The sequence below is a fragment of the Candidatus Omnitrophota bacterium genome, from assembly GCA_040755155.1.
Classification (GTDB): domain Bacteria; phylum Hinthialibacterota; class Hinthialibacteria; order Hinthialibacterales; family Hinthialibacteraceae; genus JBFMBP01.
The window spans coordinates 1-23,360 of the sequence record JBFMBP010000095.1 but is presented as its reverse complement, the minus strand read 5'-3'; the positions used below and the strand labels follow the sequence as shown (position 1 = coordinate 23,360).

Here is a 23,360-nt window from a genome sequence, read left to right as displayed (position 1 = left end):
CACTCCTCAATAATATCCATCGCCCGGCTAATTTCATCTTGCGTAATCGTCAACGGCGGCGTTAATGTAAGTATGTTGCCCATCGTTAATTTAAAGCTTAATCCTTTGGCCAAGGCGGAATACATAACTTGTTCCGCCTCCTCTGAGGCTTTTTCTTTGGTTTGGCGGTCTTTAACTAATTCTATGCCCAACAGCAAGCCGAGGCCGCGAACGTCTCCTACGATTTCGAAGCGTTCCATCATGGATTTCATGCGTTGCAGCGCAAAATTACCGATATCCAGCGCATTCTGCAGCAGATTTTCTTCTTCAATGCACTCGATCGTTGCTAATCCCGCCGCGCAAGCTGAGGGATTCTTCTCGTGCGTATAATGGCCCAGCGCCCGGTCGGCCATAACGTTGAGATTTTCTCTGGCGATGAGCGCCGCCAGCGGAAATACGCCGCCGCCCAGGCCTTTGCCGATGACTAACATATCGGGGACGACATCGTAATGTTCGCATACGAACATCCTTCCCGTGCGTCCCAGGCATAGGGGAATTTCATCCAGGATCAACAGCGCTCCATGCTTATCGCAAGCGGCGCGAATCTTGCGCCAATAGTCCAAAGGCGGAATGAACGGCGTGCAGCGCACCGTCTCGGCGATGACGGCGGCGACGTCGCCCTCTTTTTCCAGCACGTATTCCACATAATCAGCGCATTTTAAATTGCACTTGCCTTCACATCCCCAAATGCAGCGGTATTCGTCGGGCGGCGGGACATGCTCGGTTCCCGGCAACAGCGGCCCAATGCGGCTGCGGAAGATGGCCTCGCCGCCGATGGAGATGGCGTCCAGCGAGGCGCCGTGGAACGAATCCCACATGGAGATGGTTTTATGCCTGCCCGTGGCGGCGCGCGCCAATTTTAAGGCCATGCCGATGGCTGTAGTCCCGCCGGGCGCGAAGAGGACTCGGTTTAAATCGCCTGGCGCCAGCAGTACTAACTTCTTCGCCAATTCGATGGCTTTGACGTTCGTATAGCGCCGGGGGCAAAAGGATAATTCATCCAGCTGAGCTTTGATGGCGGCGATAACGCGGGGATGGGAATAGCCAACTTGGTGCACATTGTTGCCGTGAAAATCCATATAGCGTTTGCCTTGCAGGTCTTCGATGTAAATGCCTTCGCAATGGCGAATGACATCCAGGCAGGGAGTCGATAAGGATTGATGCAGAAAATACTTTGCATCATCTTGTAATAGTTGTTGAGTTTCTGCGTTGATATTGGCTTTCGCCCACGCGGCGCGACGGAGAGATAGATTCAAATCCCCTTCCGAACGGTATTTTTCCAGGTTGGAATTATCAATCACAATGTATGTACCTTTCCCCTCACCCTAGCCCTCTCCCATGAAAGTAGGTGGGCTACGCTTCGCTTTGAGCCCACCCTACGCGGCTGTAAAACGCGCCGAGTTTCCACGTCGATATTCGCTTCTGCCCAAGCGGCGCGTCGGGGGGATAGATTCAAATCACCTTCCGAGCGGTATTTTTCCAAATATGGATTGTCATTCATGATGTATGTTCCTTTCCCCTCAACCTAACCATCTCCCAAGAAAGTAGGTGGGCTACGCTTCGCTTTGAGCCCACCCTACGCGGCTTTCATACATAATTATCGAATAACAAACCAAGTGATACCTTTCGGCCCCAACGTCACGGGAATTTGAACAGTATAATCTCGGTCTAGTTTGTAAGTTTTCCCTATATCGTCTTTTTCGCTGATGGAAGCCGTATCCTCGAGGCCAGTGTAATATAGCGGCAATTCCAGCGTTGTCTCAACTTTGCGATTTGTGGGATTAAAGACCATCGCCAATCCTTTTCCTTCCAAATGCGGATTGACGCCCATCATGCAGTCGATGGTTTTACCGTCGGCGCGGCGAACGTGGATGATGTCGGAATCGAGAATTTCTCGATGGCGTTTATAAAAATCCACCCACTTTTTGACGACGGCTTTGGTTTCGTCCGTATCGTAAAGGCGAGGTCCGCGATAGCAGGCTTGCACGCCGGTTCCGAAATTTTGCGCAAGGTGCCACTCGAATTCCTGCAAATGTTCGGATAACGGCTCCATCGTCGCCGCCGCGCCGCCGCCGTGATATTCCACCAGCGGCACGAACATCCAGCCCATGCTCGGCGTTTTCAAGTATGTGCCATCGAAGATATTTTGCCGCGCTAATAAAATCTGTCGCCAACGGGGCAGGCTAAAATTCGTCTCGCGATAGCCCATCGCGCATTTATTACTGCCGTTAAGGTAATACCAGTCGGGCGTGTTGACGTATACTCCTCGCTTGCGGCATTCAAAATAAAAGTTGCAGCAGGCTTTCCACTGCGTCCATTGCGAATCTTCCAAGCTCTTATGATGCTTATGCAGCGTCGAGGCGCATACGTCGCCGTGATAGGGGCCGTCCGTCTCGATGACATCCAATCCCGTCGCGTCGATGAAATGAAGTACGCGCTGAAAATATCCATCCGCCCATTCCGACGCCAGGCAGGCGCTCTGGCCGAAGCGGCTGCCCGGCTTGTCGGTTTTCGGATCGATGCAGTTGTATTTCTCTCCCGCGTCGCGGGAGGCGCACATCAAGGTGTAGCCGCCCAATTCAATGTCTTTACTGTGAGCATAATCGACGAGCGCTTTAATGCTTGCGATGTATTGCGGATCTTCGCTTTCGATATTGAAGCCGCTCCAAAAAGTCATGATGACCATTTCGAAACCGGTTTCGGCGCATTGATCGATGGCATTGCGCACTGTCTCCGGGTCTGAATTTCTTACATGCATCAGGATGGGATTTTCTGTAACCTGGGGCGCCAGCGTCCGCATGGTGCGGCGCACGGCAAGACCTTGGCGCTCGAGATCGTCGCTGTCGAAGACGGTTTCAATGACGCGGAAGGATTCGAAGGTTTCTCCTGGCGCTAGATGCGCGCCCGGCCCCAGCGGATAGCGGCAGGTCAATAGCAGCGGCATTTGATAGAGATAGTCGATCTGCGACGTATATTCCAAATCCGGCCCCCATGAGACGGTGGAGACGCTGGCGCCGGATTCGCCCGCCACGCTGCGCTTGTAATCGTCGTCGGCGTACAAATGCGTTTTTTCCTGTTCCGTGACGGCGAGAATTTCTACATCCAACGCATCGATGACGATCTCTCTGTCGCTTTCATTTTTGATGACCGCCCATTTCGACATCGTAGGAATGCCGTCGTACATTTCGTAATATAGGGAAACCGTCAATCCTGCATATTTATCTTTCAGCTTTTCCGGCGGCGTAAAATCAGCGATCAATGTTGCGCCTTTGGGAGGCCAAGGAAGATGGGAAGAGGGGCGCTTCGGCTTCCATTCGTAGCGCGCTTGTGGCGATTCCACTCGACAGCCGGTGAATTGAAAAGCATCGGGATTGCTTGTCATATCCGTCAGCCAAGCGGGATCGAGATAGCCGTAATCGGGCTGCCCTTTCAAACCGCCGATTTCATAATGCTCGCCGCCGATCTGGATCGCGGCTTCCGGCTTGACGCCGCGCAACAGGCTGACGCCGGTCCTATTGTTGTAAAAATCCACCGTGGCGAAGTTGGGGGACGTTTTGAATGTACGCTGGATCAATCCATTCTTTAATACGATTTCATTGCTCTTGGAATGGATATCCGCCTTTGCGCTTTCCTTCGCGGGTTGAATCAACCAATCGTTTTTTGCCAACGAGGGATGGGAAAGCGCCAGGAATAGGAGAATCTGGCAAATTGCCATAAGCCGAAGTTTCATCATGAAATGGTATTCCTTTCAAAAATCGATGATCCATCATACCGCCGATGGGGTGATATGGGAAATGATCGATGGTTGATTTTTCCCGCATTCATGATTTAAATGAGCGCAGACCGATTCGATGAATGAGGGGTAGTCTTAACCCTCGCGGAGGGAAATCGCCATGCCGCATTCCGATCACTTGGCCATATTGAAAGAAGGAGCGCCTATCTGGAACCGTTGGAGAGCGGAGAATCCCCAGATTACGCCCAACCTCTCCAAAGCGAAACTGGGATGGGAGAACCTGAACAAGGCCGATCTCAGTTGGGCCAACCTCAGCGGCGCCGATCTGCGTGAGGCGGACATGCGCCGAGCCAATCTGAACGAAGCCAACCTTCATAAAGCGAATCTGGCGGGCGCTTTTCTCAGCGACGCCTACCTCAGCATGGCGGACTTGAGCGAGACCAACCTCAGCGAGGCGGATCTGCTCAAAGCCAACTTGAGCGGCGCGAATTTAAACGGCGCGAATTTGAACTGGGCCAACCTTAGCTGGACCGATTTGAGCGGCGTCAGCCTCGTCAAAGCCCACCTGATCGAGACGGATTTGCGCGAAGCGAATCTCAGCGGCGCCGATTTGACGGAAGCCAATCTGAAGCGCGCCTATCTTTGGGGCGCTAATTTCTGCTGGGCGATGTTAGTAGACGCCAATCTCGAATCCGCCGCTCTCGCCGCCACCGTGTTCGGCTCAACGAACTTAACCGGCGCGAAGGGTTTGGAGGATTGCCGTCATACGGGACCGAGCATTCTCGATATCCGCACCCTGCAAAAATCCGGCGAATTGCCGCTTTCTTTTTTGCAAAACTGCGGTTTGTCTTCGGTGTTAATCAAGCAATTGCCGTCTCTGCTCGACAAAAAGGTCAAGTATAGCTCTTGTTTCATCAGCTATTCTTCGCAGGACGAGGAGTTCGCCCGAAAACTGCACGACGATCTGCAAAAAAAAGGCGTACGCTGCTGGGGCGCTCCCGAAGATATGAAAATGGGCGACCGCGTGCGCAGCGCTATCGATGACGCGATCCTCACTCATGAGAAATTGCTGATCGTCCTCTCGCGACATTCGTCGGCGAGCGCCTGGGCGCCGCCAGAAGTGGAAGCGGCCTTGGAAGAAGAAGACCGCCGCGGCTGTCCTATCCTGTTCCCCATCAAATTGGACGAGTCCATTATGGAATGTCAGGAACAATGGGCCGAAGACCTCCGGCAAGAGCGCGCCATCGTCGATTTCCGCCAATGGAACAACAAAACCGCCTACGCCAAGGCATTTAAATTACTGTTGCAGGAATTGGAGATTCCGGAGAAGCTATAAGAAAAATGTTATCGATGATGCGTCAAACGGCCCAGCCAATCTGTATTCCCCGTTCCCGCATTTTGAATTGCGAAATTTCATAAGACATGAATTCTGCGAAGTTTTTAAAACAGGTGTTCCTCGGATGATTATGAGTGATGCGAAAGGAAAGCGAGGGGATATCCAAAACATCAATCTATTTTTCCCTGAAGAGTAAATTGGCTGCGGCGTAAGTTGGGGCGTGGGCGTCCTGCACTCTATTGTTTACATTATGCCTGCGGTTTCATATGCGTAACTTGAATTAAATAAAATACATATAATCCTGCCCGGATATCTGCTTCGCTTCAACGCGAAGCAATGCATCCTCCAGACTAGTGGAATCCAAAATATCCGCTATCGAATCCCTCACATCCTTCATAATACTCCGTATGCAACATGTTTTTTCATCCTGGCATTCTGCGCATTTTTCATAGGCGGTTACGCTGACGCATGGCACTGGCGCCAAGGGACCGTCTATCAAGCGGATGATTTTACCGAAACTAATCTCTTTCGGGGGTTTTCGCAGCCAATAACCGCCATCTCTCCCCTTTTTGCTTTGCAATAATCCATGATTCTTCAGTTCCAGTAAAATGAGTTCTGTAAACTTGTTGGGAAGTTTTTCTCTATTGGTTAAATCCTGAATATGCACTGGTCCTTTCCCATATTGACGCGCCAGCGCCAGCATAGCGAGCAGCGCGTATTTGGCTTTTTTAGAAAGCATTTTCTTTATCCTGTTTATTTATGGTTAAATAGGATTATCTTCTTAACCGTCACTAATTTCAAGAATATTTTTCTGCCTGTCCGATCTTTAATCCTAGTATTTGTTCGCGTCGAATAGTAGCAAGGGATCTCTACAATGACTATTTATTTATTTTTCTAACCAGCATCTCCGATATGGCCCATTTTGCAAATATCTATCTTGCATTAGTATTTCCTGCTCGTTTCCAATCCTCCCCTTTTCAAATCCGCCCCAAAAATCTCCAAATTTTAATATAAATCGCTTGCATGAAATTTTATTTTTGATCTTCCTTTTCCATATTTATTACTCTATAATATAGTTAGTCTATCAAATAGATGGTTAAAAAATCTCCTAAGAAACTTGACTCCTCTTCATTGATCTCTTCCGCATACCAGGATGGAGTAATTTAAATTCCATTTTCAGGCAAAATAAAAATTATACGGATATAACTTATAAATTTTATATTTCTTTGAGGCTCTTGCAAAATGGATAAAGTCTACGCTTTAATTCTCCCCCCAAGTTTGGGGGGAGTTAGAGGGGGGGTGATTTTATTAGGTTTAAGGCAACCCCCTCCTAACCTCCCCCAGGCTTGGGGGAGGAATAATGGAATTATGCAAGAGGCTCAATTGATTTTATTTCTTGGATTTTTTTCCTGCAAATTTTTTTTCCTGTAAATATAAGCGTATCTATAGATTTAATAGAGAAAAACCGTAAAAAAATCGAAGGGGGGATTTTCACGATGCAGCAAGTCCAGCCTTCTCTCGCCTACGAATACACGCCTGCCACGCTTGATGTCGAAAAACTGCTGCGAACGGGAGATTTCCTGGGATGTCTTCAATGCGGAATGTGCGCCGGATCGTGTCCGCTTGGCTATGCGATGAACTATACGCCGAGAAAAATTATACTGAACACTCGCGCCGGGAATTTAAATCGAATTTTATCCGACCCTTCTGTTTGGTTGTGCATATCGTGTTATACCTGTTCCTCCCGATGCCCTAAAAAAATCGAACTAACGGATTTGCTTTGGCCAGCCTTGCGCGATCGGGCTTTGCAGGAAGGTTTTCAACCGCCGACCGAACTTCAGGACGCATTCGGAAAAATTTACAAGTACGGCAATTCTTTAGGCGGTTCACCCAGAAAGCGGATGGATTGGGCTATTGGATTGGATTTTCCCATCGCGAATCTGGCTAAAGATCCCCATCCGGTAGATGTACTTTGGATTGTTGAGTGCTTTCCTTCCTACTATCCGCGAAACCAGATTGTGGCGCGCGAGTTCGCCAGGTTGCTGCAGGCATTGGAAATCGATTGGGGCGTCTTGGGACATAAGGAAAAATGCTTGGGAGATTGCGACCGTCTTTATGGGGAAGAAGGCTTATTCGAAACGTTGGTGGAAAACAACATCGAATTATTGCACGATTACCTATTCAATACCATTTTAGTTATCGATCCCCATGCGTTTCGCGCTTTGAATCGATTTTATCCCCTGTTTGGCGCGTCTTTCCCCGCCGAACATTACGCCACCTTTCTCGCCAAGCGGATCAATCAGTTGCAACCCCTTCTTCAAAGACCGATTCCCGCCAAAGTAACCTATCACGATAACTGCTGCATCGGCCGGCGCTGTCAATGCTATGAGCCTCCCCGCCAACTCCTTCAAGCCATTCCCGGAATTGAATTGGTGGAGATGGAACGCAATCGCGACAATGCGCTCTGTTGCGGAGGAGGCGGAGGAGGAATGTGGCTGGATGGACACATTACCACGCATGGCGGCCATCGGCTTTCCGACGAACGAGTCAAACAGGCGGCGGAGACGGGCGCGGATGTTCTCGCCGTTTCCTGCCCTTACGAACTGTCCCGTTTTGAAGATTCGATCAAAGTCGCCGGTCTGGAAAATCAACTCAAGGTGCGAGACATCATCGAACTTTTCGCCGAATCCATGGGCATTCAAGAAGGAGGCAAATCATGAAGATCGTGGCAACGATCCGACAACTTCCCGACTTAATCGAACCCCTAATCATCGATGCGTCCGGTTCCTCCCTGGATTACGGGGAAGCGAGATTTTTGGTCAACGAATACGACGATCACGCTCTGGAACAGGCCGTTCTCCTCAAAGAACAGCATGGAGCGTCCGTTACAGTAGTCGCGCTAGATTTTGGCGACGTAAACGACGCTTTATATACCGCCGCGGCCAAAGGAGTCGATCGAATCGTCAAAATTCCTTACGAACAGGAAAAACCTCCTTCTCCGCGAACCGCCGCCGAATTATTTGCGGGCGTCATACGCGATTTGCAGCCGGATTTGATCTTGGCGGGAGTGCAGTCGTATGAAGAGTGGGATGGCTCTTTCACGCCTCTATTGGCTCATACGCTGCAACTCCCTTATGTCGGATTGATTCAGGGCGTGGAATGCTCCAGCGAGCAATCGATCATGGCGTTTAAGGAATTTCCCGGCGCAGCGAAAGCGCGGATGAATATCCGCCTTCCCGCCGTTTTGGGCATATTGGCCGCCAGCCACCCTCCCCGCTATGTCCCTATCAGCCGGGTGCGAACTGCCATGAAGACTGCCCATTTTGAAGAAATAGAAGCGGCTCTCCTCTCCTTTGCTCCCAAGATTCAACTGGAAAAACTTTATACGCCCATAACCGGCGCCCGCGCGGAAATGATCGATGGCAGCGAATCGGAAATCGCCAACCGCATCGTTCAGTTGTTGACGGAGAAAGGAGTCCTGAAATGAGCGCGCGAAATATAGCGGTTCTCATAGAACTTAATAAAGGAGAAGTCGCTCCGATCAGTTTTGAACTCTTGGGATGCGCGCGCGAGCTGGCCAAATCTACAGGCGGCGAAGTCATCGCGTTGATGCTCGGTAAGAATCTCGATGCTTTATGTCCCGCCTTGGCGGCCGCCGACCGCATCCTGGCGGTGGAAGATCCTTTGCTGGCGACATTTTCTCCGGAACCCTATCTCCAGGTTCTGGAAAATATCGTACGGAATTTATATCGGCGAAACTTCCTCCAAGAACCCCCCCGCGCGCTGCTGATGGGATGCACCACGATAGGATTGGATATAGCCTCTCTGCTGGCCATGCGGCTGGATGCTCCCTTAATCACCTGCGCCAAAAGCATTCAAGTGGATGGGGATCGATTGAAAGTAGTTTGCAGCCTGTATAACGGCAAGATGTTGGCGGATGCGGTTGTCAGCGGCGCCCCGGCCTTGATCGCCATTCTGCCCGGCAGTTGCCGCGAGCAGCATAAGGGCGGAACCGCCTGGATAGAAAAAATCGCCAGCCCCATTCCCCTACAGCCGGGAGCAATCGCGTTTGAAGAAATGATATGGCCTGAAGCGGGCGATATCGATATCACTCAGCAGGACATTCTGGTGGCCGTGGGGCGAGGAATGAAAGAAGAAGCGAACTTGGAACTCGCCGAAGAATTGGCTTCCGTTTTGGGAGGGGTATTGTGCGCCTCGCGGCCGATCATCGATCAAGGCTGGCTGCCGTCCACCCGTCAAGTGGGCAAATCCGGCATGACGGTCAAACCGAAATTCTACCTGGCGCTGGGGATCAGCGGAGCGCCGGAGCACATTGAAGGCATGAAGGATTCCGGGCTGATTCTTGCCGTGAATACCGATCCCAACGCCCCGATTTTCGAGGTCGCCCATTATGGGGCGGCGGCCGATGTTCTGGAATTGGTTCCCCAATTGACAGAGGCCATTAAAAACCGCGGGTAATAGAAAGGAGCGCGATTTCATGCCCACCGCCGCGATAACTTTCCTAGGCATAAATGGCGCGATTTGGCTGCGGTTATTGTTTTTGATCTCTGTCGGCCTATTCGCCTGGAGAATGAGCCAATTGATTCGGATTTTACGATTAGGCCGGGCGGAGTATCGCCTGAACGACATACCGTTGCGCATCAAAACCTTTCTGATCGAAGTCATGGGACAAAAACGGCTCTTTCAAGAACCGGTGATCGGTTGGGCGCATCCCCTCATTTTTTGGGGATTCTGCCTGTTTTGCTTCGCTTCCGCGCTCTTGATGTTGGGCGGGATGTTTCCCTCCCTGTCTATTCCGCAAGCCGAAGAAATTCCTTTGTTCAGCTCGGCGATCGACATTTTCGCGGCGATCGTTCTCGTTGCGTTGGCCGCGGCCGCAGTGCGCCGCTATTTCTATACTCCGAAAGGACTGGAACGAACCGGGGACGCCACTTTGATTTTAGCATTAATTGCAACCCTTATGATTACTTATCTGTTTGCTGAAGCGGGCGCCGAGCCGGGGAAAGGGCTAGTCTGGCGGCCTATGGGGGATTTGACCGCATGGGCGTTGCGAGGATTGCATCTTTCGGACGGCGCAATGCAAACGCTAGGCCATACGGCATGGTGGATTCATGCTTTCGTATTATTATTCTTTCTCGCTTATCTTCCTTATTCGAAACACATGCACCTGCTCTGGGCGCCGTTCGGCGTGTTTCTAGCCGAAATTCCGAAGAAAGGCGTATTGCCTCCTGCTGTTGACGAACAAGATTCCTCCGCCGCCGGTCCGCTTTCCCGCTTTACCTGGCGGATGTTGTACAACGCCTTTTCCTGTGCGGAATGCGGCCGTTGCGAACGGGTTTGTCCGGCAGCCGCCTGCGGCTCGCAATTATCCGGTAAACAATTGATTCATCAATTCAAAATCTATGTTCTCGAACAGGGAATGGCGCAGCTTCGCGGCAAAAACCAGAACGGCAAACAACTCATTGGGGAAATGGTCAGTCCGCAGGAATTATGGGGATGTCTGACGTGTTACGCCTGTATGGAGCGTTGTCCCGTGCGCAACGAACATGTACCCCTGATTGTGGAACTGCGGCGGCAACTCGTCGAAAATGGAGATATGAACGCCCGGTTGCAGGAAGCGTTGACTTCTTTGCAGCGGTATGGAAATTCCTTGGGCAAATCACCGCGAAAACGCTGCGACTGGACCAAAAATCTCTCCCAACCCATTAAGAACGCGCTCAAAGAACCGGTGGAGACGCTCTGGTTTGTCGGCGATTATGCGTCGTTCCATCCTTCCTCTTCGCGCATGACCTGCATGACCGCCCAACTGTTTCAACAAGCCGGTCTGGATTTCGGCATTCTCTACGATAAGGAGAAGAGTGCGGGAAACGATGTGCGCCGAACCGGCGAAGAGGGGCTTTTCGAAATTCTGGCGGAGGAAAACGCCGCCAACATTCGTCAGAGCGGCTGTAAAAAAATTGTTACCACCGATCCCCACGCCTATCACGCTTTAAAACGCGAATATTCTCGTTTCGGATTAGAAACGCCCGTATTTCATTATTCGGAATTATTGGCGGAATGGCTCAAGCGGGGCGTTCTTCATCCCAAACAAAAACTTCCAGGCCGCGCCGTATATCACGATCCCTGTTATTTGGGACGGATCAACGGAATCTTCGATGCGCCCCGGCAGGTTATAGACGCCATCGGCCTGGATAGGATCGAACTTCCCCGCAACCGGGAGAACAGTTTCTGCTGCGGCGCGGGCGGGGGAAAAATCTGGATGGAGGAGGAAGAAGGGATGACGGAACGTCCCGCCGTCAACCGGATTCGCGAGGCGTTGGGAATGGAGGGAGCGTCCCTGTTCGTCGTCGCCTGTCCGAAAGATTACGCCATGTTCGAAGACGCGCTCAAAACCGTCGGCGGGGAAGATCGCCTGCGCATCGCCGACTTGAGCGAATTGGTTTGTAAAGCGATGGAGGTTCCCAGAGAGGAGGTGGCGGCGGCATGAAAGGCAACGGTCAGGAAAAACGAATCGGCGTCTATATTTGCCATTGCGGCAGTAATATTGCCAGCGTCATTGATGTCAAAGCATTGGCGGAATTCGGCCAGTCGCTTCCCCACGTCAAGGTCTCGCGGGAATATAAGTATATGTGTTCCGATCCCGGGCAAGAATTAATACGCGCCGATATCCGCGAAAACCATCTAAACCGCATCGTCGTAGCCGCATGTTCTCCGTTATTGCACGAAAAAACCTTCCGCCATACGGCGAAATCTGCCGGACTCAATCCCTTTTTATTCCAGATGGCCAATATCCGCGAACAGATTTCCTGGGTAACCAAGGATTCCGGCCTTGCGCTGGACAAAGCCAAATCGTATCTGGCCGCCGCCGTCCATCGCGTCGCGCTGCATGATCCCTTGGAAACGCGCTCGGTTTCCATCATCCCTCGCGTTATGATCGTGGGTGGAGGAATCGCCGGCATCGAAGCGGCGCTGACGTTGGCCGAAGCAGGCAAGGAAGTCATTTTAGTGGAACGCCAGCCCACCATCGGCGGCCACATGGCCATGTTCGATAAAACCTTCCCCACATTGGATTGCGCCGCCTGCATTTTGACGCCCAAGATGACCGCTGTGAAGGATAATCCCAAAATCCGCTTGCTGACGTATTCCGATGTGCAATCGGTGACGGGATCGGTGGGCAATTATCATGTCGAAGTGCTTCGCCATGCGCGTTATATCATAGAGAATATGTGCGTCGGCTGCATGTTGTGCATTCAGGAATGCCTCTTCAAAACCGGCAAGACTCCCAATGAATTCGACTTGGGACTCGCCATGCGCAAGCCGGTTTATATTCCCTTTCCCCAGGCGGTTCCGCCGATTCCCGTCATCGACCGCGACGCTTGCATCGAATTTAGAACCGGCAAATGCAAAAAAACCTGCGTGGAAGCCTGCGCTGACCGCCAGGCCATCGATTTTACCCAGAAAGATTGGATCGAAGAATTCGACGTAGGCGCCATTATCGTCTCCACGGGATTTCAGGTTTTCAATCCCTCCAGCCTATCCTTTTACCGCTATGGCCAATGGCCGAATATTTATACCAGTCTGGAAGTAGAGCGTCTATTGAATGCGGCGGGACCCACATCGGGAAAAATCGCTCTGAAAGATGGATCGGTTCCCCAATCGGTTGGCATCGTGCATTGCGTCGGAAGCCGCGATGAGAACCACCATCGCTACTGCTCGCGCGTCTGCTGCATGTATTCGCTGAAATTGGCGCATCTCATCAAGGAACGCACGGGAGCGGACATCTACAACTTCTATATCGATATCCGCACGCCCGGCAAAGGATTCGAGGAGTTCTTCAATCGCGTGCAGGAAGAGGGCGTCTATTTCATCCGCGGCAAAGTCGGCGATGTCAGCCTGGTCAAGGATGGCAATGGAAAAGGCCGGCCAGGGCAATTGCAAGTCCAAGTGGATGACACCATCCTGGGGACGATCCGTCATATAGCGGTGGATATGGTTATTTTATCCGTTGCCCTGGAACCTCGCGCCGATGCCGACGCTGTTCGCAAATTATTCGGCATATCCTGTTCCGCCGAAGGCTTCTTCCTGGAAAAACACCCCAAACTGGCGCCGGTGAACACCGCCAGCGACGGCGTCTTCATTGCGGGCGCTTGCCAGGGACCGAAAGACATCCCCGACACGGTGGCTCAGGCGGATGCGGCGGCCGGCAAAGCCCTGGCGCTGATCGACTGCGGGCAAATGAGCCTGGAGCCGAACACCGCCTTTATCGCGGAAGAAGCGTGTTCCGGTTGCAAAATTTGCAGTTCGCTGTGTCCCTTTGACGCTATTCGCACTGATACGGAAAAGAAAATCTCCGTCATCGATCAGACCCTCTGCAAGGGATGCGGGACCTGCGTCGCCGCCTGCCCCTCCGGAGCCGCTCGGCAAAATATGTTTACCGATGAACAAATTTTCGAAGAAATCGAAGGGATTTTGTGTTATGTCTAATGCCTTTGAAATCAATATTATTCCCTCACCCTAATCCTCTCTCAGAGGGCGAGGGAATTATAAGTTACACGCTTAATGGGTATTTATATATGTCTGTTTTCAATACATCGCCCATTCCTCCACGGGGGCGGGGAGTTGCGGACGAAGGTATTCGCCTCTTAGCCTGACAAACGTCCTCATCGATTCGGAGGCGCCGGTAATTTGCTTTCTCCTATCGTTGCGGATTATTCCTGTGTAATTTTCCAATAATTTCAGATCTTCCAATAAGAGATTTTCCATTCCGTCGATGCGCAGATTCATACTGGCTTCGGAAAAGAGGCCGTAAAGCGCCGTTTTTATTCTTTGCAAATAAATCTCGTTGAATTCCTGGTCCATGTGCAAAGGGCGGGAGATGGGTCCCGGTTGCCGCGAAGCCAGGCGCGATTGGCCATTCAGGGGAAACGCCAGAGGCATCTCAACGAACATCGTATCGCGGGGCGGATAGCCGTCGGTGAGGCCCATTATCTTATCCGTATCCCACGGAACGATTTCCCATTTGTCGAAGGGAGGCGGATTATGGATGAGAAACATATTGTTGAAGAATCCATCCCAATGGCCGATTAACACCGCCGCTACGGAATAATTGATGGCTTCGTCGATCGATAGATAACGGCGGAGCGCTTTTTCGCGGGTTGATTTATTGGAACTATTGATCGCGTCGAAAAATTCATAAAGATCGCCGACTCCATCCTCCAAATTGGTTTTTTTGGTATAGCCGACCGGTCCGGCGGGGCTGGAGTATGAGTTGGGTTCGTTGTAGGCGATTTTGTAGATGTTGCTGGAGGGATCGCGTCCGTTGATTTGTAAGAAGCATTCGTTGGGCTGTTCGGTGGCAATACGCTGGCCGTGAATGCCTTTTTCGATCATCCGATACCAATCGCAGCGCGGCGTCAAGACGCCCAATTCGCGAAATATGCTCAAGCCGATGTGCTCCACGTGGGGCGAGTTCGTTAAGCCGGTGTTGGGGTGAGTTGGAAGTTCGGGCGCGATATTGATCGTGCGGTCGCCGAGGTATTCCTCTCCCTTGAGAAACGTCACTTTCCAGCCGCTGCCGTCGGCGGTGGAGGAACGCATGGCGGCGCCGTCGAATAATAAAGGAGCCGCCGAATCCAAAGGTTTGACGGCGATTCCGCGAATGGTCTTGGTTTTTTCTGGCAGGCTGGTCGTGAGATTTGGGAAGATCCAAAGAATGGGAAGTTGGCTGGGAATATCGTTATCATAGACGAAATAGGATTCGAAGGGCCGAGGTTCATCGCCGAATGGTTGCCGCAAGGTTCCGCCATCCGTGCGGGCGATGTCGAAATTGAAGCGGACCAAAGTTTGGGATGGCTGAGAGGGAATAACGCCTTGGTAGACGGCATGGTTACCCGATTGGCTTAACAACGTCATAGGAACCGTTTTTATAGCGCTTTTGTTAAGCGTAGTCCATGTTTCATAGCGTAAAGCAATGCGCCGGATCAGTTCCGGCGAATCCAGTTCTGCTTCGATGCGGACTTCGTCGGTAGATCGCGGATGCGCTGGATCGAGGCGGAAATTGAGCAGCGCGGGATGGGAAGGCAGTCCATAAACGGAATTGAGAGTTCCCGGCGTGCCGAAATTGACGGTGGAAGCCCGCCAGGAATGAACGTCTTCCGGCGGGATATCGGGGGAAATGCGTTCCATGGAAGAGCCATAGCCATCGCAGCCGCGCGGCCAGGGGCGCAAATCGCTATATTTCACATTGTCGACGATCCGCCCATCCGGCGCCCGTAAAAGCAGTTCTTCGCCGCCGTTGGATAAGCTGCCAATGTAGGGTCCGAACATTTTCTCCGCGCGGCTGCGCCAAAAACCGGCGCTGGGATCGGGAACCAGGATGAGATACTCGCCGGAGGCAAGCGATGCGCCGTCCGGAAAACGGTAAGCGATTCCTTGCGTGAAAGCGTATCCTGACAAGTCGATAGCAGTGGAAGTGGGATTGAACAACTCGACGAATTCGTAAGGAAGACTGTCGGAGGGATTGTATTGCAGTTCATTAATGACGACATCGTTAGCCGGGAAAACAGACAACGGCATTACGCCTATCAACCATGCAAAAAGCAATCTTCCTCTTAGCATCAATCACTCCTTATTGTTTTGATGATTGTATATCTGCTTACCTTAGAAATAAAAACGCAGACGATAGTCTGTTCATTTGGAGGCGTTGATTTTTTCGCGCACCATATCATACGCACGCTGGTTGATGCGATGGGCGTCCAGTAGTTCTTGCAATCTTCTTTCCGCGTCGGAAATATCGATTAGGTTTTTTTTGAATGCGACAACAATTTGCCGAGCGATGCCGGAGACTTTCAACCCCAGGGAATAGGCGATTTTTCTGCCGTAAGTTTCTTCGATCAAAAGCGATAAATTCTGGTTGATGGCGAGGGAAATTGCCTGCGCTTCCCCTTCGTGCAGTCGGTTGCTATCCAGCGCGTCCATAACCTGCACTGGTATAACCTGAATAAGATTCTCAATTTTGTTGTGTTGGAGATATGCTTTGGGGGACGGAAAATGTTCAGCTAATTCAACCATCACTGCGGGCGGGACAAGAATCGTCTCATAGAGTTGGCGGATGAACTCAAAGCCCCGATCCATTTTTTCAAGGGAGATAAGCGGGCCGGTATCGCTGACGATGCGCTCATTCATACGTCTTTGGTTTCTATGGATGCATCTTCTAAAGTTCCGCCGACAACGGATAAGCCGAATTTAGGCAGGATCACCTCTTCGAAATGCCGCCTTGTCGCGTTAATCAGGAGACACGCTTCTTTTTCCGAAACGGCTCCGTTATAGTAGGCGATCGCCGCGACTGCTTCCTTGATGTATTGCGAATCGAGGCCCGCTTTCCCGAAAGATTCCGGGAAATCTACTACAATGGCGCCCGAAGAACAATCCGTCATGAGTTTCTCTCCCTTCACCAATCAAATCTTAGTCCGATTTTCCCATTTGGCAATAACCTTTTGGAAGGATCGTCTTTCGAAGCGAGATTTTTCAAGCTGACTCCTTAAACTAATTTTATTCAATATCTTTCCATTTATTCCAATTGCTCAATCCCTTGCCATACTTTTGATGCATCTTCGATTTGTTTTTCATTTTAGATTTCTATGCCGAATCAACTTTTATTCGCTTATAAAATGCGCCTCCCGCGAACCATCCTTGCTTAGCGAGAGAAAATCCATTATGAATGGAGCGATGATGAAGAACTTCGATCGCAGCCGTTGCCGACTTATGGCATAACCGATTCATGAGGCAGGGAGATAAATCATGTTCACGCGAACCGGCATAAAATGTTCCACTATCAATTCCGCGTTTAACAGCCGATGGGAAACATGGAAAAATTGGTTTTGCGGCATTTTCCTTATCCTCGCTTTAACGCCGCTGGCAAGCGCCGCCGATGATAGCGAGTCTTTCAATGCAGCGCCGTTCGGCGAATTTACAACATGGGACGCTCAAGGAATAGACTATGGCGTGATGTGGGAGGATCCCCGCGACATATTCCAAGTTGTTGTCGTTTTTGCGCCGGGGGAAAAAAGTCCCGCTCCCGGTTCGATCCAATTGCAATATTGGCATTCTTCCTGGCCCCAGAGGCGCATTCCCCGCGATAACCTATCCGGCGCCGGGGAATCGGGTTGGCTGGATGTAGGCGATTGGCATAAGGGAGAATGGAAAACGGCGGACTGCAAGATGGATGCCGCCAGCAACGTCTTGATCTTTACGTTTAATCCCGTCAACGTGAAGGAATTTCGCGATCTTGGCGACTTCGCCGCAAAGTATCGGACGACGATGAAATTGCGGCTGCTCGGCCGAGAGCCTCTGCCGAAAGTGCAGACCTTCGAAGCCTATACGGATTCGGTGCGCAAAGAAATGGGAGTCGAAATTCTATGGGACGGCGCTGCGGGAACAAGATCGTTTAATGAAGGGCGTATGGAAATCTTCAACGGCGCCTTGAAAGCCTTTTCCCCCATGTCCGGCGGCAATATCAAAACCCAGCCTGACGGCTCTTGGCGTATGCGTTCGCGAAAAGAAACTAATGGGATCAGCGCTAAAATCCTTTATGCGGAGCCGAAAAACGTCAACTCGTTCGATGAGACCGTAGTCACGGTTCGGACGAAGGGAGATGGTTTTTCTTTCTCCGTTTCCGATTTGCTTAAGTGGGATTATATCCTCCTGCCCGATTACGGCGTCCTTGTGCGCAAAGCGGGCCATGACATTACTTATAAACAAGCGTTGGCCAAGTTGGATACTCGGAATAAAGACATTTATTCCCGCGTTTTCGATGTGGGCGAGCAGACCTTCACTCAAGCCTGGAGCGATACGCCCGTCAAGAATCCGCATTACATCCCTCTCAGTTTCGAAGGCGGGCGGCAGCATTTCCGGCTAAACGAACTAGGCAACGCCGAGTGCATCAAAAACTGGATTACGCGCTTGCCGGGCAAGGATACAGAACGATGCCAATGGCAAGGCGACAGCCTTTTCTATAATTTCGGCCTGCCGCCATCGCGTCTTGTCGACCGCACGCTGATGGACGGCTATCTCCCCATCATTATCAATACCTGGGAAGCGAGCGGCATCCGCTATACTCAGACAGCTTTCGTTACGCCGCTTAATGGCGTTCCCAACGCGGGCGGACGCATCTGGGCCGATGATCCCTTGGCATTGATGATGCGTATTAAAATGGAAAATATCGTTGACCATGAAGTTCCCGCTCAATTGACAATTTCCTCCTCCGACGGCAAGGGGGCCGAAACATTGAAGTTGGATAATGACCTTGTCTTCGCCGCCGCCGGAAACGATATGCGCCTTCGCATGAGACTGCTCGCGGAAAAAGAAGCCCTAAAGATTGATAAAGGACGAATTCGTTTTCTTAGAAAGCTTGTCTCTCGCTCCTATTGCTCTTTAGAAATTGCCATCCCTTACATTACGCTTTCTGAGCCTAAAGAATGGGCGCAATTGCAGGCGTTGGAATTCGTTTCCTCGATGAACGCCGTAAAAACCTATTGGGAAAACCGCGTCCAATCCGGCGCGCAGATTATCACGCCAGAACCGATGATTAACGATTTTTACAAAGCGCATCTCATCCACCTTCTTATCAATACGGAACGCGAGGTGGGTGTGAGCGACCGCTATATGGCCAAAGTAGGTACTTTTCATTACGGCGTATACAGCAACGAGTCGTGCATGATGGTCAGCGATCTCGACCGGCGGGGCTATTCCAAATTGGCGGAGCGGGCGTTGGATTCTTGGCTGCATTATCAGGGATCGGTTCCTTTGCCTGGGGATTATTCCACGACGGACGGCGAGTTTTACGGCGCGGGAGGCTATGAGGCTGGGGGCTACAATCAACATCATGGCTGGGTGTTGTGGTGCATGGGCGAGCATTACTGGCATACCCGCGATTCCGCATGGATGAAGAAGGCGGCGCCGGGCATCGTCAAAGCGTGCGAGTGGATCATTCGCGAACGTTCGCGCAACGCAGAAATCGTCAAGAAGAGTACGATGCGCGCCATCGAACGCGGGCTGCTGCCTCAAGGCAGCTTGGAGGATATCGGCGATTGGCGCTCATGGCTTTCCACCAACGTTTATACCTGGTGGGGCATGGCCAACGCCGCCGCCGCGCTGGCCGCTGACGGCTTCGCCGAGGGCGAACGATTGATGCGGGAAGCGGAGAGTTACAAGCAAGACATACTCGCCGCCTATACGGAAGCCATGCGCCGCTCGCCGGTTGTGCGTCTGCGCGACGGGCGTTGGATTCCGCATATCCCCTCCGATGTTCATCGCCGGGGACGCTCGTTCGGTTGGATTACGGAAACGCTGGAGGGGGCCATTCACATGGTGCGCTGCGGGCTATTGGAACCGAAGGATATACTGTCAACTTGGATCATTCAAGATTTTGAAGACAATCTCTATTTATCCAAACAATTCGGCTACGACCTGACCGGCGAGGAATTCGACCGCTATTGGTTCAGCCGAGGCGGCATCTCCATGCAGGCCAATTTGCTTTGCAATCCAATTCCCTATCTGCTGCGCGACGAGCCGAAGCATTTTCTGCGCGCTTATTTCAACGCCTTCGCCGTCAGTTATTTTCCCGATACGCGCATGATGACGGAGCACGCCCTGCCCAATATCGGCGATTGGCGCGGCGATCATTATAAAAGTTCCGACGAGGCCAACTCCACCTATTGGCTGAGATTAATGTTCGTCGAAGAACGCGGCGACGAACTATGGCTGGGCGCGGCCATTCCCCGCTACTGGCTGGAGAAAGGGCAGAAGATCGGAATCCAAAACGCAAACACATACTTTGGCCCTATGAGCATGGAGATGCAGGCGGAAGCCTCCGGCGAGGAAATCCGCATGACCGTCGATCCGCCCGCGCGAAATGCTCCTAGCGTGATCCACGCCCGCTTCCGCCATCCCGAAAACAAACGCATAACGCATTGTACGGTGAATGGCAGGAGATACGAAAATTTCGATGCGGATAAGGAATGGGTGACGCTGGAAAAATGCCGTTCCAAAACCGAGATAGTCGTCTATTATAACTAATATTCGTATAATGTTCATATGAATATTTGTTAGATATAAATAATATCATTTTATTTAATTGTAAAGGATAAGAATTATGATAAACCAAAGATGTTCCCGCCGTTCCTTTTTCGCCGCTTCCACGAGCGCGTTGGCGGCGATGAGCGCCGTTTCGGCGAGCCGCGTTATGGGGGCGAACGAACGCCTTCGTGTCGGCTCTATCGGCCTCGGCGGACGCGGATCGCATCTGCTGAGCATGGTCATCGACCGGGCGGATGAGAATAAAGACCTTGAAGTCGCCGCCCTTTGCGACGTATATCAACGCCGACTCGACCAGGCCGGAAATCGCGCAGAAGGCGCGAAGAAATACGTCCATCATCAGGAATTATTGGAACGCGGCGATCTCGACGCCGTGTTTATCGCCACTCCCGACCATTGGCACGCGCCTATTACTTTAGCGGCAATGGAGAAAGGGCTGGACGTTTATTGCGAGAAGCCTATGACTCTGACTGTCGAAGAAGCGAAGGAAGTCGCTCACGCCGCCGCCCGCTTGAATCGCGTCCTGCAGATTGGCGTTCAGGCGACGTCATGGACGAAATGGCTTAAGGCGAAGGAGGCCATCGATAAAGGGATGCTAGGTAAGATCGTCTGCTGCCAAGGAACTTATAGCCGCAACGCGCCCGGCGGCGATTGGAATTGGCCTATCGACGGCAACGCCGGGCCGAATGCCGTGGGCGAGAACCATATCGATTGGAAGCAATGGTTGGGACCGGCGCCGCAGCGGGATTTCGATGCCGACCGTTTTTTCCGCTTTCGCAAGTATTGGGATTATTCCGGCGGCATCGCTACCGACTTACACTATCACACCGTCGCGCCGTTTCATGTCGCCATTCGAAACGATCATCCCGCCCGCGTCGCGGGCATGGGGGGCATCTGGCTGCATAACGATGGGCGCGAGGTTCCCGACACGTTCCTTACCGCTGCCGATTATCCCGGACGCTATTCCCTGACGGTGCAGTCGTCGCAAGCCAACGCCGTAGGGCCGCGCACGCTGATCCGCGGCGAGAAGGCGACGATGTTCTGCGGCGCCGATTGGGAAGGCGAGGAATACGGCCATTTGCGCATTGCGCCGGAAGAGCCGTTCAAGAAAGAATTTAAAGAGAAATGGGGCCAGGACGAGATTATCATTCCCAATATTCACGACGAGGGCGACCGGAAGCACGTCGATAATTTCTTCGAATGCGTCCGCTCGCGAAAGCAGCCCAACTGCCCCGCCGATCTCGCCTATAAGGTAATGACGACGATAGGACTTTCGATTCGCTCGTATAGGGAAGGAAAGATGTTTTATTTCGACGCCGAAAAGGAGGAAGTTACGACGGCGCCGTGATGGGGCGTAATATTGGATTACGGATTTTTTACCACGGCTAATCTGGAGAGAGAAAGCGAGCTGCGCTTTGCTTTAAGTTCGCCCTGTCTAGTTATTCAGTAGAGGAGGAGAGAAGCGCTCGGCGCATACCGCCCCATTTTGGAGTTACAAATTGTGATTTTTGGCCGATTTTTTTATAATAATTGCGTATTGCATTTACTCCTTCGTATGGAAACCGATTGGGCGTTTGGGTTTTTCGGGCGGCTTCATGAGTTCGCGGATTGCGTCGAATACGATCTTGAATTGGGAGTCGTATTTCTTTTCCAGGGCTTCCAATTTGCGCGCCAAGTCTTCATGGGCGCCAAGCGCCCGGCGCAATTTAACAAAGGCGCGAACAACGAACAGGCTCATTTCCACCGCCCGTTCGCTATTTAAAATGGTCGCCGCCATAATTGCGCCATGTTCCGTAAACGCTCGCGGCAGAACCGTTGAGAACTTCAGATTGGAGAGGCGGTCACAAATTGTGACCGCCTCCTCTTTCTCCAGTTTGGTTAGTTGAAACATAAAATCTTCAGGGAATCGTTTCAAATTACGTTTTATGGCCTGATTCAATACTTTGGTTGCAACGCCATAAAGATCGGCCAAATCAGAATCTAAAATCACTCGATGGCCTCGTAGAAAAAGAATTCGGTGTTCGATAGGTTCGATTGGAATTATAGGATTATCAGGTTTCATTTCGATCCAATTTCTTGCTTAAGGTCAAAATGTGTGACCTTAAAGATACGTCGTCATTGTTGATAAGGGGCGGTTTCGAGGAGAGGCCGCCCTTTCTGCGTCGATTAGAGGTAATGCGATGTCAAGCGATTTGGCGTTGCGGTAATTCAGGCTCAATGTAGAGGCAGTGGGACGTCGGTTCCGGAATCGTCTCGTTATGCAATTTCATTCCTTCCAGGTGAAATTCGATGGCCGATTTCATCAATTGCGTTGTTTCTTCCAGAGTATCGCCGACGGCTGCGCAACCCGGGAGGTCGGGCGCGTAGGCTCCGAAGCCGTTAGACGATTTTTCTATAATAATGGCGTATTTTATCATTGTATTTACTCCTTCGTATGGAAACCGATTGGGCGTTTGGGCTTTTCGGGCGGCTTCATGAGTTCGCGGATCGCGTCGAAGACGATCTTGAATTGGGAGTCGTATTTCTTTTCCATGGCTTCCATTTTCCGCGCCAAGTCTTCGTGGGCGCCAAGCAGGCGGCGCAGACGAACGAACGTTCTCATGATTTCAATATTGACCGCAACGGCTCTATCGCTTCGAAGAACGCTGGAAAGCATGGCTACTCCCTGTTCGGTAAAGGCGTAAGGAAGCGCTCGGCGCATACCTCCCCAGCTTGAAGTCACAAATTGTGATTTCAAGTTTTCCCATTCGTCTTTAGAAAGTTGAAACATGAAATCTTCAGGAAACCGGGAATCATTACGCTTTACCGATTGGATGAGAATCCTGGGTTCAACTTCATAAAGTTCTGCCAAATCAATGCTTAGCATTACCTTATGACCGCGGATCATAAATATGCGTTTCTCGATACGCTCGACGATAATTATTGGATTATCAGGTTTCATATCGATCCAATTTCTTGTTTAAGGTCACAATTTGTGACTTCAAGATACTGCGTCATTGGAGATAAGGGGCGGCGCGATGTCAGGCGGCGAAGAAATGAATTTTTCCGGCCAATTTATCGAGACCGCCTTGGGCTTCGGCGACGTTTTGTATCGCCATCATCAGCAGTTCGATATGGCCATCTTCCAGGGCGGCGTTC

17 protein-coding genes are annotated in these 23,360 nt (G+C 51.5%); 8 read left to right on the top strand and 9 right to left on the bottom strand.

Annotation, left to right across the window (positions count from 1 at the left end):
• Window positions 1–1,337: aspartate aminotransferase family protein (locus AB1656_13785; protein MEW6236453.1), on the bottom strand; the 1,337-nt coding region annotated here is incomplete at its 3' end.
• A gap of 299 nt (window positions 1,338–1,636) precedes the next feature.
• Window positions 1,637–3,772 carry an alpha-galactosidase gene (locus AB1656_13780; protein ID MEW6236452.1) on the bottom strand — a complete coding sequence of 712 codons (2,136 nt, stop codon included), beginning with the start codon at window positions 3,770–3,772 and terminating at the stop codon, window positions 1,637–1,639.
• A gap of 160 nt (window positions 3,773–3,932) precedes the next feature.
• Between AB1656_13780 and AB1656_13775 the strand changes: the two genes are divergently transcribed.
• A complete protein-coding gene (locus tag AB1656_13775) occupies window positions 3,933–5,108 on the top strand; it encodes a toll/interleukin-1 receptor domain-containing protein (GenBank protein MEW6236451.1) in 1,176 nt (391 codons plus the stop codon).
• A 280-nt stretch (window positions 5,109–5,388) separates the two neighbouring features.
• Here the strand turns inward: AB1656_13775 and AB1656_13770 are convergent, their stop codons facing one another.
• Window positions 5,389–5,847 (bottom strand): Rrf2 family transcriptional regulator, encoded by a 459-nt coding sequence (locus tag AB1656_13770; GenBank protein MEW6236450.1) that lies wholly within the window; start codon window positions 5,845–5,847, stop codon window positions 5,389–5,391.
• A gap of 757 nt (window positions 5,848–6,604) precedes the next feature.
• Here AB1656_13770 and AB1656_13765 point away from each other — a divergent pair.
• The 5 genes from AB1656_13765 to AB1656_13745 are packed head-to-tail and all read left to right on the top strand — an operon-like array spanning window position 6,605 to window position 13,613.
• Window positions 6,605–7,828, top strand: a complete 1,224-nt coding sequence (locus AB1656_13765) for a (Fe-S)-binding protein (GenBank protein MEW6236449.1) — start codon at window positions 6,605–6,607, stop codon at window positions 7,826–7,828.
• Complete coding sequence (locus AB1656_13760; protein MEW6236448.1) at window positions 7,825–8,595, top strand: hypothetical protein; 771 nt, start codon at window positions 7,825–7,827, stop codon at window positions 8,593–8,595. Before AB1656_13765 ends, AB1656_13760 begins: the two co-directional genes overlap by 4 nt.
• Window positions 8,592–9,587, top strand: coding sequence for an electron transfer flavoprotein subunit alpha/FixB family protein (locus AB1656_13755; protein MEW6236447.1), 996 nt, complete (start codon window positions 8,592–8,594; stop codon window positions 9,585–9,587). The genes AB1656_13760 and AB1656_13755 overlap by 4 nt, the downstream gene beginning before the upstream one ends.
• 19 nt (window positions 9,588–9,606) lie before the next feature.
• Window positions 9,607–11,616 carry a (Fe-S)-binding protein gene (locus tag AB1656_13750; GenBank protein MEW6236446.1) on the top strand — a complete coding sequence of 670 codons (2,010 nt, stop codon included), beginning with the start codon at window positions 9,607–9,609 and terminating at the stop codon, window positions 11,614–11,616.
• The gene (locus AB1656_13745) at window positions 11,613–13,613 is read left to right on the top strand and encodes a CoB--CoM heterodisulfide reductase iron-sulfur subunit A family protein (protein MEW6236445.1); all 2,001 of its coding nucleotides are present in this window, start codon (window positions 11,613–11,615) and stop codon (window positions 13,611–13,613) included. The genes AB1656_13750 and AB1656_13745 overlap by 4 nt, the downstream gene beginning before the upstream one ends.
• A 99-nt stretch (window positions 13,614–13,712) precedes the next feature.
• On the opposite strand, the gene AB1656_13740 is transcribed toward AB1656_13745, so the two are convergent.
• The 3 genes from AB1656_13740 to AB1656_13730 all read right to left on the bottom strand — a co-directional run bounded on the left by AB1656_13740 (window position 13,713) and on the right by AB1656_13730 (window position 16,564).
• Window positions 13,713–15,746 carry a CotH kinase family protein gene (locus tag AB1656_13740; GenBank protein MEW6236444.1) on the bottom strand — a complete coding sequence of 678 codons (2,034 nt, stop codon included), beginning with the start codon at window positions 15,744–15,746 and terminating at the stop codon, window positions 13,713–13,715.
• A gap of 72 nt (window positions 15,747–15,818) precedes the next feature.
• Window positions 15,819–16,313, bottom strand: coding sequence for a hypothetical protein (locus AB1656_13735; GenBank protein MEW6236443.1), 495 nt, complete (start codon window positions 16,311–16,313; stop codon window positions 15,819–15,821).
• Window positions 16,310–16,564 carry a hypothetical protein gene (locus tag AB1656_13730; GenBank protein ID MEW6236442.1) on the bottom strand — a complete coding sequence of 85 codons (255 nt, stop codon included), beginning with the start codon at window positions 16,562–16,564 and terminating at the stop codon, window positions 16,310–16,312. The genes AB1656_13735 and AB1656_13730 overlap by 4 nt, the downstream gene beginning before the upstream one ends.
• A gap of 364 nt (window positions 16,565–16,928) precedes the next feature.
• Here AB1656_13730 and AB1656_13725 point away from each other — a divergent pair, with 364 nt between their 5' ends.
• Both AB1656_13725 and AB1656_13720 read left to right on the top strand, forming a co-directional pair.
• Window positions 16,929–20,204 carry a hypothetical protein gene (locus AB1656_13725; GenBank protein MEW6236441.1) on the top strand — a complete coding sequence of 1,092 codons (3,276 nt, stop codon included), beginning with the start codon at window positions 16,929–16,931 and terminating at the stop codon, window positions 20,202–20,204.
• A gap of 76 nt (window positions 20,205–20,280) precedes the next feature.
• Entirely contained in the window at window positions 20,281–21,570 is a 1,290-nt protein-coding gene (locus tag AB1656_13720; GenBank protein ID MEW6236440.1) for a Gfo/Idh/MocA family oxidoreductase, read from the top strand.
• A 195-nt stretch (window positions 21,571–21,765) separates the two neighbouring features.
• Here the strand turns inward: AB1656_13720 and AB1656_13715 are convergent, their stop codons facing one another.
• The 3 genes from AB1656_13715 to AB1656_13705 form a co-directional block, all read right to left on the bottom strand.
• The gene (locus AB1656_13715) at window positions 21,766–22,284 is read right to left on the bottom strand and encodes an ORF6N domain-containing protein (GenBank protein MEW6236439.1); all 519 of its coding nucleotides are present in this window, start codon (window positions 22,282–22,284) and stop codon (window positions 21,766–21,768) included.
• Window positions 22,285–22,405: 121 nt separating this feature from the next.
• Window positions 22,406–22,636, bottom strand: a complete 231-nt coding sequence (locus tag AB1656_13710) for a type II toxin-antitoxin system HicB family antitoxin (GenBank protein ID MEW6236438.1) — start codon at window positions 22,634–22,636, stop codon at window positions 22,406–22,408.
• An 8-nt stretch (window positions 22,637–22,644) separates the two neighbouring features.
• Complete coding sequence (locus AB1656_13705; protein ID MEW6236437.1) at window positions 22,645–23,163, bottom strand: ORF6N domain-containing protein; 519 nt, start codon at window positions 23,161–23,163, stop codon at window positions 22,645–22,647.
• Window positions 23,164–23,360: the final 197 nt, after the last annotated feature.